The sequence below is a fragment of the Acetobacter sicerae genome, from assembly GCF_011516765.1.
GTDB classification, from domain to species: domain Bacteria; phylum Pseudomonadota; class Alphaproteobacteria; order Acetobacterales; family Acetobacteraceae; genus Acetobacter; species Acetobacter sicerae.
Map to the genome: position 1 here is coordinate 470920 of NZ_JAAABN010000001.1, position 12827 is coordinate 483746.

The window sequence follows — 12827 nt, forward strand, 5'->3', positions numbered from 1 at the left end:
TTATAATTATACTTATTTCTTACATCTTATAAATATACAAAATTGTTGTACACAATAGGAATCTTTTCTTTCAATTACACATCAGGAACCAGAAATGTCACAATGTTCGTTTACTCCAGACAAGACCGGAACCCCGTCTGGAACGATCCGGAAAGTCCTAGCGTTCTGTGTGATGCTCACGCTTATGCCGGGTTACGCCTGCGCGGATGATCTACTCGACCGCCCTCTTTTCAAGCCTGATCGTCGCGCTTCTCAGAACAGTTCGAGCGCAGTTCCCGCGGAGGAAATGATCCTTACGGGGATTGTCTCAAGCCGTAACTGGTTACAGGCGGTTTTTCAGATCCCAGGAGCAAGGACATCAAAAGCCATCGGAACAGGAGGCATGATTGAAGGATGGAAGGTGACCAGCATCACGCCCGCAGCTGTAAACCTTGAGCGTGGGTCAGAAAAAATTCGACTGACCCCACGTTTTCGCGCTCCGACACCCCAGCCGCAATGAAGGGTCAATCCGATAGTGGCACACTAATTTCACGCTTAATCTCGAATGGCCGGGCGCTCGTCTGTGGCGATACGGTCAGAAACACCCTTCTGTGCAACTCGCCTTTTCCAAATGATGCAATCGAATCAACAATGACTTCCTGCGTATCTTCTGTGCGGTAAGACTGCTTCCTGCCAAGCGCTGCGAACTGTTCTTCCAGCGCCCCGTTCAGACTCATTTTGACGGCTGTTCTTACAAACACGTCATGACTTCCATAATCAGGCTGTGTGCTTTGGGTAAATGACAGATGAGGCTCCAGACACTCAATGAGAGACGGTGTCATCCCCAGAACAAGCCGGAAATCCGCTATGGAATAAAAAGCGTGCCCGCTGGGTCCAAAATCATGGTTACCCTGTCTGTATCGGGCTAGGACCTCGCCTTTTTGATCCTGCTGACGCCAGTCGACAATCTCATCAGCAATTTTTGCGGCACTGCTCTCGCTGGCGCCACATTCTGTCAGCATGGCCGACAGAAGCGGGTGCGCCGCATTGGAAGGGTTGATCTTGCCGCCGTCCGCAACAATCCGGACCTTTATCTCGATACCGTTTTCATCGGCAAGTTTGCGAACAATTCCATCAGGGGACCAGCGCTTCTCACCCGAGGCCGCCAGATGAAACAGAGCCAGTTGGACACCGCTATCGGCCGCACTCTCAATACGGGCTCGCAGAAGCGCCGCCTCGGCAATATGCGTTTCCATCCGGCCGTTGGCCGTCACCTGAGAAATCAGGAGCGCCACGAACCCGAGAACAAAAAGGACTGAGAGCAGAGCAAATCCACGATCGTGGCATCTGCGCCCAGCAATCGCCTCTCCCGTAATCCGCATTCTTCTCAGTCGTTCAGACCGACGGCACGCAGAACACGATGGTTGGGATTAGACGATCCTGACATGGGCAACTTGGCCATTTCGGGTTGCAGCATTGCCGCATGGGGCAGCAGTTCACGCATGTCCTGAGTGAGTTTTGAGGCATCCGTCTGGCTGTGAATGACATGCGGCGTAATCAGCACCAGAAGCTCGGTGCGGGACCGTGAGTTCGTCTGATTTCCTGCCAGAGCACCCAGAAGCGGGATATCCTTGATCCAGGGCATGCCCTGATTTCCCGTCTGACGGTTATCCGTGATCATGCCGGCAAGGCCGACAGTCTGACCGTCGGCGATCTCCACACGGGATTTCACCTGACGTTCGGAAAAGGTCGGGCTGTTGATGGAGCCGCTGCCGGTTGTTGTTGTCGAAGAGGATACCTGACTGACCTGCTGTGACACATCCAGCGTCACCAGGTCGCCGTTACTGACGTGCGGCGTGATCTGGAGAATAACACCGGTCGGCTGATAGTTGATGGAGTTGGTGATTGTCGAATTGGAGGTCAGCACGCCCGTCGTGGAGCCGGTCAGATACGGGACCAGATCACCCACCATCAGGGAGGCGGACTGGTTATCCATGACCATCAGCTCAGGGGAGGACAGAACCTGAACCTTCGTGATTCCCTGTAAAAGATTGATGACGAAAGGCGCGCCTCCCTGACTGCTTCCCCCCAGCACAAAGCCCGGAAATGAACTGCTCAACTGGGACGAGGTCAGGGTTGTTGAGATACTCTGCGTCGCGCTGCTCAGAATACCGTTTACGCCACCCGATTTGAAAAAGAACTGAGTGCCATACTTAAGATTATCATTGAGGGTGACTTCCGCCACGGTGGCGTCAATCCGCACCTGAAGAGGAATAATATCGATCTTGTGCAGCATGGCGATCACATCGCCGGTTTCTTCCGGCGTGCCATAAACCAGTATCGAATTGTTCTGCAGATCAGGGATGATTTTCACAGTCTCACGGGAGCTTTCACCGCTCCCCTGATTACCAAGGCCTCCAAGCAGAGGATTGTTGGAAATACCGTCATCCTGCTGCTGGGACGACTGACTTCCACCGCTTCCCGTCGTACCATCGCTCTGACCGTTGGAAGAACTGCTGCCGGATGACAGGCTGCCAAGCCCCTGCTGGCTACTGCTATCTCCCATGGAAGAGCTGGAACCCGAGCTACTGCCGCCGGACATGCCGTTCTGGCTCATCGCGTTGCCCATCTGACCAACCGAGGAGTTCTGCGTTGTCGGCCGAGCCGTCACATGGTTTGGGGTAAACGCCTGCTGCAGAACGTAGGCCACATCATTCGCACGCTCATTCTGGAGATAATAAACGTTCCAGACGCGTGCCGTTTTATATCGTCGGGCTTCCACCAGACGATACAGTCTCTGAACATCCAGAATCTGCCGTTCGGTATGGGCTACGACCAGAACGCTGTCGATGCGCGACATCGGCACGATCTGGAGCTGTCCAGACAGTGCCCCGCTCTTTCCCGCGTCCAGAGCTGTCTGCAAAGCATGAGAGAGCTCTTGGGCATTTCCGGAAATGGATGGCAGGAGCGCATACGACATCCCGGACAGAATGTCTGTGTCGAAACTTCTGACCAGATCCGCCAGAGACTGTCGCGTGGCCGGATCACCACTGACGATAATCACGTTTGACCCAGAGGATGCGGCAATATGTCCGCCATTCTGCTCAAACGGTTTCAGAACCTTGGCCAGATTTTCTGCGGATGTGTATTTCAGCGCAATGGCGATCTGGCCTTGTTCGACGCCACCACCCTGTCCACCGGCCCTGCCCCCGGCGCCAGCAAGCGGAACGACACGATAGAGACCATTATCCTGCACAACTGTTGCGCCGACACCCGCAAGAAGATCTTTCAGCACAGGGAGAAGCTGATCTCTTCTGACCGGATGCGTCACCCGCAGTGTGACGGAGCCCTGCACCCCCGGATCAATCGTGTAATTGACCCCCATCAGATCACCCAGAATCTGGTCAGTGGCTGCCCTGACGTCCGTGCCGGCAAAGTTCAGTGTGATGTCTCCCGAAGCCCCCTGCCCGCCTGACGTCAGGCCACTGGAAGAGCGACGTCCGTAGGACGCCAGCGCTTTTGAACCTGTTGCCACACTGATCTGGCCATTTGTTCGTTCCGGCGCGTTCATCGACACGACGGAGCCGGGCAAGGGCGTTACGACAGGTTCGTTTTCCTGACAGCCGGCCAGAGACAGCAGGCCCAGCACTCCGACTGTCAGAGACAGATTCTGGGTATTCTTCATGGGTATTCCTGGGCAGCCTGAAGTAGAAACAAATTAAAAAAACGGTAGCCTGTCATGACGTCATTCAATTCCTGCAGAAGCAGACTGGCCATTTTTCCGGGACGTTCCGGCATCGTGTGCTGGCAGCCAGAAACCTCTCGCCACGAGTGTCACATCCACGATCTCACCCTGAGCAACATCATTCGACTGAAGGCTGCGAATATGAAATTCATCTGCAAACAATCTGGGTTGTGACTGCTCCAGCGCCGTCAAAAACGCGACAAAATTGCTCCACGAAGCAGACAGGTTAACGCGCACCCCCACTTTCCGCAGATTTCCCGTGGTCTGCGCCGGCATGTTCTCCAGCGCCGAGGTTTCACAGCCCGTCTCATGTGCAAGAGCCCCGATCAACTGCTGAAGTTCAGCTCCTGCTGTGGCGTCACTGGCCGCAGGCAGAAAGAATGTTTCCTGCTGCGCTGATTGCCCAACACGACTCAACTTTCTTTCAAGTGCAGGCAATGTGGCGCGCACGGTTTCCATATGACTCAACATCGCACGCTGTGTTTCAAGTTTGTCTCGATTTCGGAGGTAAAAGCCCGATAAGGGGGAAACAATCAAGAGCCACAGCATGGCCAGCGCAAGGACCGTCAGAGCGCCAGCAAGCACCTGCCCGCGCCGACCATCGGGTAATGACATGGAAGAAATCCCGCTCATGGCCCACGCCTTTGCGCCCGGACCTGCCCTTCTTTTCCGTCAGAAAATCCAGCCTGAAGGGTGAACATATCCTGCGCATTATCAGGCGAACGCACAATCGGACCATCAAAGACCGGGTCCTTCAGCATCCCGCCACGATCCAGAGTTTCAAGAAGTCTGGCCGCAGAATGCGAAATCCCCTGAATCTCCAGATGCTGCCCCTGGATTGTCAGAGCCGTGAGATAGGTATCGTCAGGTATCTGCTCTGAAAGCTGGCGAAGCGTCTGCGCGGTGGCATGGTTGCCGGCAATTTGTCGGCGCAGATTTTCCGGTCCGCTGACAAGTTCCTCATAGTGCGAACGGACAGCCTGCACCTTTTTAACGATCGGTTGCAGGGTGCTTATAGCTTTATTTGTCACAGATAATTCATGGTATTGCTGCCAGAACATCCCCCCAAGCAGAACAAAAAGACACGCAGCCACACAGAGCGACACAACAGGAACGCGCTTTTGCCTTGGTCGAAGCATATCCACGCGCAGCCAGCCTTCCGGACGCACGCTATTCTGATCCTGTGATGCAACAAGTGCTCTGACCTGCACTCCATGCTGTTCGAGAGCCTCAACGAGAGAAGCAATTTTTCTTTTAGGAACGTATGTCAGCGTGACCAGAATTTTTCCTGCTTCTGTAAGCTTTTTTATGATTTTCAGAGACCAGAAAAGCTCCTGGGGTGAAAAAGGCGTTATTCGCTCTATTTCAAACGTCATGATCGAATGAAGGTCTGTTTCAGCGGCATGCGGTAGGCTGATTTCAGTTGCCAGCATATTCTGTGGAGGCACACAGACAAGCACCGATGCGCTCTGACGCCCCCTCTTCTGCGCCTTCAGCACCATGTTCACGAATTGCTCTACCGGAATGATTTTTTTTTCTACCAGTGTTTGACCATGATAAACATCAACCGAGATTTCACCCGTGTAATGATGATTTTCGCCATCAACTATGTAAAATCGCTTCCCAAACGGGCCATTTTTTGAAGCGCCATCAACAAAGGAAAAGATCTGCGCTTTGTACCACGACAGCAGATCGGCGCAGCCGGCTTTGTAATTCATAGGATACTCTTGAAGGATGCTGTCTCGCCCAACAACGTCAGCACCACCTTTCAAAACTCCCTCAATCACAAACTGCTTAGCACATTGCAGACAGCAGATCCCCAATAGCCCGATTACAGGAGCGTTGATATCAGCTTTGCCATTCCAGACCAGAGCCGGACATGACAATCACTGTCCGACTGGAATTAATACATCAAAATTTAACAGAAAAGGGGCAAGCGAAACGCCTGCCCCTTTTACACGCGACATCAGCCCAAAGGCTAATGTTCGATCAGTTACCGACGCTGGAGAAGAGCGGAAACTGGAAGAAGCTGACGCCATAACGGCCAGCAGATGCATCATCAACATAATGCAGAGTCTGATCACCTGTGCCGCCCAGAGCTGTTCCAACAGCATAGGCTGCGGTGCTGAGCGCAAGACCACCCAGATCAGCAAGCTGATGCACTGGTCCGAGCCCAACATCTGACAAGGCATTACCGAAAGCAGCGCCGAGCGGGCTGTCGAACGCCTCGTTCACAGCATTGGTTACGCCGATAACTGCTGACCCGATCAGGGAAGAAATTGAACCACCGCTAACGGCATCCATTTCCATGGTATTCAGTTCTCTCATTTCAGTCTCCTTTTAAATTATTCAATCGCTTTTAAATAATAAACTTTGAAATTTAAGGTCAATAGAATTTTAACGAATAAAAGATGTATTTTTTATATTTTATACAAATAAAAATAAGCATTCACGATGCATGAAAATAAATACAGTAAAATAACGAAATAAAAATAAATATAAAATATATATCTTTATTTACTTCACAGCTCAAAACGATTCCGGACAAAACACGCAGCCCGCCCGGCCTCATCCAGAACTTCACGTGGCCACGGAGAAAAGTCACTGTCGAATATACGGACATTTCCGCGTTTCAGAAGAACACGCGCCAGACTGTTATAGCCACCAAAATGACCCGGGACATGTCCCAGAAACAAGGGAAGAACACTAGCCGCGGTCTCGACCAGAGCAGACACTCTTGTTCCATAGAGGATCACAGCGTCGGAACAGGCCGTAAATCCAAGACCGGGATTATCGTCGGGTTCACCGTGCCGCCAGATCAGCTTGATGCAGGAACCAAGCCCATCAGCAAAAGCATTAGCAAACGCGGCGGGAACCCCCTCCCCGATCGTGACGAGAAGAGACCCTCCGAACAGCCGCATACTTAGCTCGATCTGCCGCGCCGCCAACATGGCGTCGGAGACCGAGTCACTCCATCCAGCTTCCAGCCGCACGGCAATTCTTGGTCGCGGCAGATGCTCAAGCCTCTCTCTCCAGAGGCGTTCGGCCCGTTCATAAAGTGCCGGCGAAACAATGCTCAAAGGCCCCAGAACAGAAAAAACACGACTGCTTTCGCGCTCCGGCACATGCCAGCTGGAAAGAATCACCTCATCAAAAACCCGACTGGCAGCCAGAGCCACTGACCGGCTGCTGCAACAATGAACAACCGGAACCTTCAGTTTTTTGCGCAGGGAAAGACCCGCCATCCCGGCGGAGAACCCGGCTGTCAGAACAAGACCCGGCGACGCTGAATCATCCTCGACAAAAGAGACATCCGTGAGCCGTCTGAAGGAAGTCCCCAGACGACCAGCCAGTGCATGAGCCGGTCCACAGCCTCCCGGCTGAGCCGACTCAATGACCCATACAGGCACACGCGAGGGCACCAGCCTATCTGTCATGAGAAGGATCGAATCCTGCCCACAGCACAAGTCAGTGGGTTTTCGGCCGTCAGTGATGGATTTTCCGCCTGTGTGCAGCTATGCCACGTCGACGCAGGCGAATGCGCGCGATGGGAAAGGGACATGAAGCACATGATCGGACAGGAATCGGTTCTCGGCAATGATGCCTCTGCGTGGGACCGGGATGCAGCCCTTACAACCGCACGGCTTCTTCTGGAAATCAAGGCGGTCAACTTTCGCCCTGAAGATCCTTACACGCTGACATCCGGCTGGAAGTCGCCCGTCTATATCGACTGCCGCCGCATCATCTTCTTCCCGCGCGCGCGGGCCAAGATCATGGAGCTCGGTGTCGAGAAAATCGGCCGTCATGTGGGATATGAGAGCATCGACGCCGTGGTCGGTGGTGAAACCGCCGGTATTCCTTTTGCGGCATGGTTTGCTGACCGCATGATGACGCCGATGGCCTATATCCGCAAAAAACCGAAAGGTTTTGGCCGCAACGCCCAGATCGAAGGCGATGTGCCGGAAGGCATGCGTACTCTTCTTGTTGAAGATCTGACGACTGACGGCGCGTCAAAAATCGGCTTCGCCAAGGCTCTGCGCAATGCAGGCGCGATCGTTGATCACACCTTCGTCGTGTTCTTCTACGGTGTATTCCCCGGCGCTCATAAAACCCTTTCGGAAATGGGCATCACCCTGCATTCCCTCTGCACCTGGTGGGATGTGCTGGAAGCCTGCGCCGAGCGACCGTATTTCTCGGAAGGCGCCGCCGCCGAGGTGCGTCGCTTCCTTGAAGACCCATGCGCATGGTCCGCCAGGCATGGTGGCGTCGGCAGCCTTGAAGAGGCTCTGGCCCTGAAGACAGCCCGCGATTCCTGACGGCAACGCCCAGGTGTCATGAACGTGCCGGTTTCCACGTCAGATCAGTCTGCAATCGGAGAGAGTTTCGCCCCCTCTCCGGCCTGCGGTCGTATTCTGGCGTTCGATTCCGGCATTGGCGGCCTGGGTATCGTGGCGGCGCTGCGTCGTCGCCTGCCTGAAGCCAGCATCAGCTACATCGCGGACACCGCCCTGTTTCCTTATGGCGAGCAGGAAGACGCGGCGCTCTGCGCTCACATCGTGGCTCTGCTGAAAGACGCCATCACCACATACAGGCCAGATGTCGTTGTCGTCGCCTGCAATACAGCCAGCACACTGGCGCTCGGTGCGTTACGGGAAGCCTGCCCGGAGACCCCGTTTGTCGGATGTGTTCCAGCCATCCGCTGGGCTGCCCGCATCAGCCGTAGCCGCGTCATCGGGCTGCTCGCCACCAAGGCGACCGTGCGACGCCCGTATGTGGACTCGCTGCGCCGGCAGTTCGCTCCCGATTGCACGCTGATCGCACACGGGGCGCGTCATCTGGCCGACTACGCAGAAGAGGCTTTCAGGGGAAAGCCCCCTGTCCCACAGTTGATTGAGCGGGAAGTCGCCGGTTTATTCGGGCAACCGAATGGGGATCGGATTGATGCCGTCGCGCTGGGCTGCACACATTACACATTCTTGCATGATGCTCTGCGTGCCGCCTCACCCGACCATGTAGTCTGGCTCGATCCGGCTGACGCAGTGGCGCGACAGACCGCCACTGTGCTCGAATCTTTAGCGGGATCGAAATCCCTCACCGACACAGAAGAGCATCTCTGGTTCACTGCCCCACCGCTGGATGGAAACGAGCTGGAGGCTCATCTGCGTCCGCTGGGTTATACCCATACAGAACAGTGGCCCCCTGCTGTCCAGGCATCGTCAAAGACGCCGTCAGTCTGCGAAGTCTCTGACAAGGCATAAAAGACATTCACGGAGAGACGTTTTCCTGAAAAAACGCCTCCTCAGCTTCTGCTAAAAACAGCCTGCAGGGGGGATCAAGCTCTCAGCGGGCGCGATCAACCGTGTAGATTGCGACGTCTTTCAACAACTGACGCAGCGGCTCCATATCGACGTTCGCAGCCCGACATGTGTCGGAGACCTGATCCAGAGCAGCGCTCGCGGCCTCGGCATATTCACGGGCCTTGGCCATGGTCGCATCAATGGCGTCTGTCTTCGCGATCAGATCCAGTGCGCGCTCAAGGTCGCCATCCTGCTGCTCTTCATTGTTCTCGATCGTGCGCTTCCAGAAGGCCTGCTCGTCGCTGTCTCCTGCGTGATAGGCCGCGAGCACAGGCAGAGTGACTTTTCCTTCATAGAAATCATCACCAACCGTCTTGCCCAGCACAGCCTGATCGGCGGCGTAATCAAGCGCATCGTCCACAAGCTGGAACGCCATGCCGAGATTCGCACCATACTGACGCAGCGCTTCTCGCGTCTGGTCATCGGCTTTCGCGACCACCGCGCCCGTCTCGCAGGCCGCAGCGAAAAGGGCTGCCGTCTTGCCGTAGATGACCTGAAGATAGCGATCGACCGTCGTGGTCAGATCGTTCTGCGTGGTCATCTGCATGACTTCGCCTTCCGCCAGCGTCGCGGAAGCAGCGGAGAGGATGGCCATGACCGGCAGAGAACCGTCCGCTGTCAGAATCTGGAAGGCGCGGGCAAAAAGGAAATCACCCACAAGCACGGAGGCCTTGTTGCCGAACACGGCGTTCGCACTCGCCAGCCCGCGACGAAGCTGACTGTTATCGACCACATCGTCATGCAGCAGGGTCGCCGTATGGATGAACTCCACACAGGCCGCCACGCCGACATGACGCATATCGTCGCCATGCTCCCGATATCCGGCCACACGGGCCGCCGCGAGCACCAGCAGAGGCCGGAGACGCTTGCCGCCCGCCGCCACCAGATGGGCTGCCAGTTGCGGGATCAGCGGGACGTCGCTCTGCATCCGCGCCACGATTTCCCTGTTGCAGGCCATCATGTCATCGGCGAGATAATCAGCCAGAGCTTTCAGGACGTTTTCACTGTTCTGAGGTTTCACGGCATCATCCACACGTGTGCTGTCGCCAGCCTTCTTTTCGACCTGACCTGCATTCGGGCTTGCGGCGCCCTCCGTATTCGGCAGATTGACTGCAACGTGCAAATGACTTTCTCCCGAAAAAGGGACCCTAGTAGTGCAACCATATGAGCGGCGCTCCGGAGACGGTCAAGTTGTCCGCCCCGCAATCCCCTCCCTTTCTGACCTTCCCGAGACCACGAATGGCACCCTTTTGGGGGGGCGCATCGTCTATCACCAGTTCCGGCAGGGTTACCGTACAGGGCTCGAACCCGTCCTGATGGCGGCCCTCATTCCCGCCCGTCCGGGAAACCGCGTGCTGGAAGCCGGATGCGGCGCTGGCGCTGGCCTGCTGTGCCTCAAGGCCCGCGTGGAGAATCTCGCTGTCACGGGATTTGAAATCGATCCCGCGACAGCCGCTCTGGCCCGAATCAATCTCATCCTTAACGCCTGCAACGATACTGAAATTGTTACGAACGATATCTGCAATGCTGGTCAGATTTTACGCGACGCCCCCGAAACGCCGCCTTTCCGATTCGATCATATTTTCGCCAATCCCCCGTGGCATCAGGAAAATGCGACCGCCTCGCCCGAACCCCGCCGGGACAAGGCCCGTCGCGCCAGAAAGGACACCCTGCATCGCTGGATTTCCACTTTTGCCGGCCTTCTCAGGGAAAAAGGCTCCCTGACGCTTGCGATTCCCAGCACACGGCTGGCTGAAACACTCGCTGCCTGTGAAAAGGTGCGGATCGGTAGCGCCGAAATCATTCCCTTGTGGCCGCATGAGGGAGAAGAATCCCGGATCGTGCTGATTCGCGCCCGTCGCGGAGGACAGGCGGGCTCCAGAATCCTGCCGGGATTAGTCCTGCATAAGGATGATGGCAGTTTCACTCCTGCCGCAGAGGCGATCCTGAGAAACGGGCAGCCTCTTTTCCCCGAGTCCTTCCGGAGCCCGAGGCGAGTCTCCGGGCATCAGAAAGAACTCTGACTCCCCACTGCTCTGCAGGGAACAGAGATGCTGCCACGCATTTTGCGAAACACTCTCTTCACTTGACATCCCTCTTCATTGAGCGGCTGCATACTGACCGTGCAGCCACTGATGGCTCTGTCCCGCTCGCTTCCGGCCCTGATGACGTTCCGAAATACGGAATGCGCGTCCCACGACCGGACCGGCCAAGGGGGAACATTCAAAGGGGAAACACCGATGAGCAAGTCACCTGCTTCCAGCAAAGTCGAACAGGCGCGTTCTGCTGAGGTCCAGCATTATCTGGGCACACCTTCGGACCTGCCAAAGGAAGGCGTGGAAAATATTTCCGCCGCTCTCCGCGCCCTGCTTGCTGACGTCTTCGCTCTTTATCTGAAAACGAAGAATTTCCACTGGCACATGAGCGGTCGCCACTTCCGCGACCTGCATCTGATGCTGGACGATCAGGGTGCGGAACTGCTCGCCATGACCGATCCGCTGGCCGAACGCGCCCGCCGCATCGGAGGTATCACGGTCCATTCGATTGGCGAGATCAGCCGTCTGCAGCGCATCAAGGACAATGACGCCGTCTATGTCGATGCGCCTGACATGATCGCCGAACTGTGTGAGGACAACAAGCAACTGGTCGCCGCCATGCGTCAGGTACATGGTCTGACGGACGAGGTCGGCGACTGCGCCACGACAAGCCTGCTGGAAAACTGGATCGACGAAAGCGAAAAGCGGACGTGGTTCCTGTTTGAAGTCACACGCACCACGTTTGGCGCGAACAGCTGATCAAAAAAGGCCTGAAGACTCGGAAGAGTTCTTCAGGCCTGCCTGCTGACTATCCGCAGCACAAAATCAGGTGGGACGCCCGAAGGCTTTCAGCTGGAGCTTTTCGAACTTCTTCGCGGCTCCCGGCAACTGCGGATCAAGCTCCATCACACGCTGCCAGGCCTTTAAAGCAGCCTGCCCGTCTCCTGCGGCATCTTCGGCGGCAGTCAGAAGCTGCCAGCTTACGGCATCATTTCCATCATGCTGAAGCGCGACGCCAAGGTCACTGATCGCGCCGCTGGTATCGCCACCCATAAGCCGCCCCTGCGCCCGTAGCCGCCATAGAACGGCAACGTCATTCTGCAATGACAGAGCCGCTCCGAAATCCTCAACAGCCTCACCGGGCTTCTCGCTCGACAGCTCACGTGCGGCCCGCCGCATGAGCAGTCTGGTCGCGGGTCTGATGGACTGTGTACGGAGTTCCTCAAGCTGTCCCCGGATCAGCGCTGCTTCCGTAGGGTTTTTTGACGCTGCAAGCTGAGCCACAAGCCCGGCCTTCTTGGTCTCCACCGAGAGCTTCTGCGGTGAGGCGGGTGTCGTGGCAGGAGCCGCTTTCGTAGCCGCAGGTTCAGCATGCGCAGCTGTCGCGGTCAGCAGGAAGACCAGAGCAGCAAAGGGAGAAATTCTGTTCATACAACGAAAAAACCCGCCTTTTGGGTCCGTTTCCAGAGCCAGTGGGCGGGTTTTCCTGTGCATGGGATCATCAGGTTGATCGAAGGATCAGCCCTGACGAGCCTTCATGCGCGGGTTCTTCTTGTTGATGACGTAGACGCGACCGCGACGACGCACAACGCGGCAGTCCTTGTCGCGGACTTTTGCCGACTTGAGGCTGTTTCTGATCTTCATAACTCGTCTCTTCTATCCGTCTGCGGCCGGTGTCCGCATGAAAAAGTTGCTGCGACATACGCAGCC

At 55.9% G+C, this 12827-nt stretch carries 13 protein-coding genes; 4 read left to right on the forward strand and 9 right to left on the reverse strand.

Features of this window, described 5'->3' with window-relative positions; genetic code table 11:
• Window positions 1-503: 503 nt before the first annotated feature.
• From GVI59_RS02120 to GVI59_RS02145, 6 genes are all read right to left on the reverse strand, one after another.
• Window positions 504-1361, reverse strand: coding sequence for a type II secretion system minor pseudopilin (locus GVI59_RS02120; RefSeq protein ID WP_173572623.1), 858 nt, complete (start codon window positions 1359-1361; stop codon window positions 504-506).
• Window positions 1362-1366: 5 nt separating this feature from the next.
• On the reverse strand, window positions 1367-3664 hold the full coding sequence (gene gspD / locus GVI59_RS02125) for a type II secretion system secretin GspD (RefSeq protein WP_173572624.1): 2298 nt from the start codon (window positions 3662-3664) through the stop codon (window positions 1367-1369).
• A gap of 60 nt (window positions 3665-3724) precedes the next feature.
• Complete coding sequence (gene gspM / locus GVI59_RS02130) at window positions 3725-4309, reverse strand: type II secretion system protein GspM (RefSeq protein ID WP_173572625.1); 585 nt, start codon at window positions 4307-4309, stop codon at window positions 3725-3727.
• Window positions 4310-4353: 44 nt separating this feature from the next.
• A complete protein-coding gene (locus GVI59_RS02135; protein ID WP_173572626.1) occupies window positions 4354-5442 on the reverse strand; it encodes a PilN domain-containing protein in 1089 nt (362 codons plus the stop codon).
• 271 nt (window positions 5443-5713) lie between these two features.
• Window positions 5714-6052 carry a hypothetical protein gene (locus GVI59_RS02140; protein WP_173572627.1) on the reverse strand — a complete coding sequence of 113 codons (339 nt, stop codon included), beginning with the start codon at window positions 6050-6052 and terminating at the stop codon, window positions 5714-5716.
• A gap of 194 nt (window positions 6053-6246) precedes the next feature.
• On the reverse strand, window positions 6247-7161 hold the full coding sequence (locus GVI59_RS02145; RefSeq protein WP_173572628.1) for an ELM1/GtrOC1 family putative glycosyltransferase: 915 nt from the start codon (window positions 7159-7161) through the stop codon (window positions 6247-6249).
• Between the two features lie 123 nt (window positions 7162-7284).
• Between GVI59_RS02145 and GVI59_RS02150 the strand changes: the two genes are divergently transcribed.
• Together GVI59_RS02150 and murI are read left to right on the forward strand one after the other, a co-directional pair.
• Window positions 7285-8040: an orotate phosphoribosyltransferase gene (locus GVI59_RS02150; RefSeq protein WP_173572629.1), complete on the forward strand. Its 756-nt coding sequence runs from the start codon at window positions 7285-7287 to the stop codon at window positions 8038-8040.
• An 18-nt stretch (window positions 8041-8058) separates the two neighbouring features.
• Window positions 8059-8982: a glutamate racemase gene (gene murI / locus GVI59_RS02155; protein WP_173572630.1), complete on the forward strand. Its 924-nt coding sequence runs from the start codon at window positions 8059-8061 to the stop codon at window positions 8980-8982.
• A gap of 82 nt (window positions 8983-9064) precedes the next feature.
• Here murI and GVI59_RS02160 read toward each other — a convergent pair whose 3' ends face one another.
• Complete coding sequence (locus GVI59_RS02160) at window positions 9065-10204, reverse strand: polyprenyl synthetase family protein (protein WP_173572631.1); 1140 nt, start codon at window positions 10202-10204, stop codon at window positions 9065-9067.
• Between the two features lie 193 nt (window positions 10205-10397).
• On the opposite strand from GVI59_RS02160, the gene GVI59_RS02165 reads away from it, so the two are divergent.
• Entirely contained in the window at window positions 10398-11105 is a 708-nt protein-coding gene (locus GVI59_RS02165) for a tRNA1(Val) (adenine(37)-N6)-methyltransferase (RefSeq protein WP_173572751.1), read from the forward strand.
• A 216-nt stretch (window positions 11106-11321) separates the two neighbouring features.
• Window positions 11322-11876 carry a Dps family protein gene (locus tag GVI59_RS02170; RefSeq protein WP_173572632.1) on the forward strand — a complete coding sequence of 185 codons (555 nt, stop codon included), beginning with the start codon at window positions 11322-11324 and terminating at the stop codon, window positions 11874-11876.
• Window positions 11877-11942: 66 nt separating this feature from the next.
• Here the strand turns inward: GVI59_RS02170 and GVI59_RS02175 are convergent, their stop codons facing one another.
• A complete protein-coding gene (locus tag GVI59_RS02175; RefSeq protein ID WP_242012871.1) occupies window positions 11943-12548 on the reverse strand; it encodes a tetratricopeptide repeat protein in 606 nt (201 codons plus the stop codon).
• A gap of 87 nt (window positions 12549-12635) precedes the next feature.
• Window positions 12636-12761, reverse strand: a complete 126-nt coding sequence (ykgO, locus tag GVI59_RS02180) for a type B 50S ribosomal protein L36 (RefSeq protein WP_003625637.1) — start codon at window positions 12759-12761, stop codon at window positions 12636-12638.
• Between the last annotated feature and the right edge of the window lie 66 nt (window positions 12762-12827).

What these genes read in the sequence shown, in the direction of transcription:
- GVI59_RS02175 (WP_242012871.1), bottom strand. Translation starts at nt 12,548, where the DNA reads ATGAACAGAATTTCTCCCTTTGCTGCTCTGGTCTTCCTGCTGACCGCG.
- GVI59_RS02165 (WP_173572751.1), top strand. Translation starts at nt 10,398, where the DNA reads ATGGCGGCCCTCATTCCCGCCCGTCCGGGAAACCGCGTGCTGGAAGCC.
- GVI59_RS02135 (WP_173572626.1), bottom strand. Translation starts at nt 5,442, where the DNA reads ATGAATTACAAAGCCGGCTGCGCCGATCTGCTGTCGTGGTACAAAGCG.
- GVI59_RS02170 (WP_173572632.1), top strand. Translation starts at nt 11,322, where the DNA reads ATGAGCAAGTCACCTGCTTCCAGCAAAGTCGAACAGGCGCGTTCTGCT.
- GVI59_RS02145 (WP_173572628.1), bottom strand. Translation starts at nt 7,161, where the DNA reads ATGACAGATAGGCTGGTGCCCTCGCGTGTGCCTGTATGGGTCATTGAG.
- murI (WP_173572630.1), top strand. Translation starts at nt 8,059, where the DNA reads ATGAACGTGCCGGTTTCCACGTCAGATCAGTCTGCAATCGGAGAGAGT.
- ykgO (WP_003625637.1), bottom strand. Translation starts at nt 12,761, where the DNA reads ATGAAGATCAGAAACAGCCTCAAGTCGGCAAAAGTCCGCGACAAGGAC.
- GVI59_RS02150 (WP_173572629.1), top strand. Translation starts at nt 7,285, where the DNA reads ATGAAGCACATGATCGGACAGGAATCGGTTCTCGGCAATGATGCCTCT.
- GVI59_RS02120 (WP_173572623.1), bottom strand. Translation starts at nt 1,361, where the DNA reads ATGCGGATTACGGGAGAGGCGATTGCTGGGCGCAGATGCCACGATCGT.
- gspD (WP_173572624.1), bottom strand. Translation starts at nt 3,664, where the DNA reads ATGAAGAATACCCAGAATCTGTCTCTGACAGTCGGAGTGCTGGGCCTG.
- GVI59_RS02140 (WP_173572627.1), bottom strand. Translation starts at nt 6,052, where the DNA reads ATGAGAGAACTGAATACCATGGAAATGGATGCCGTTAGCGGTGGTTCA.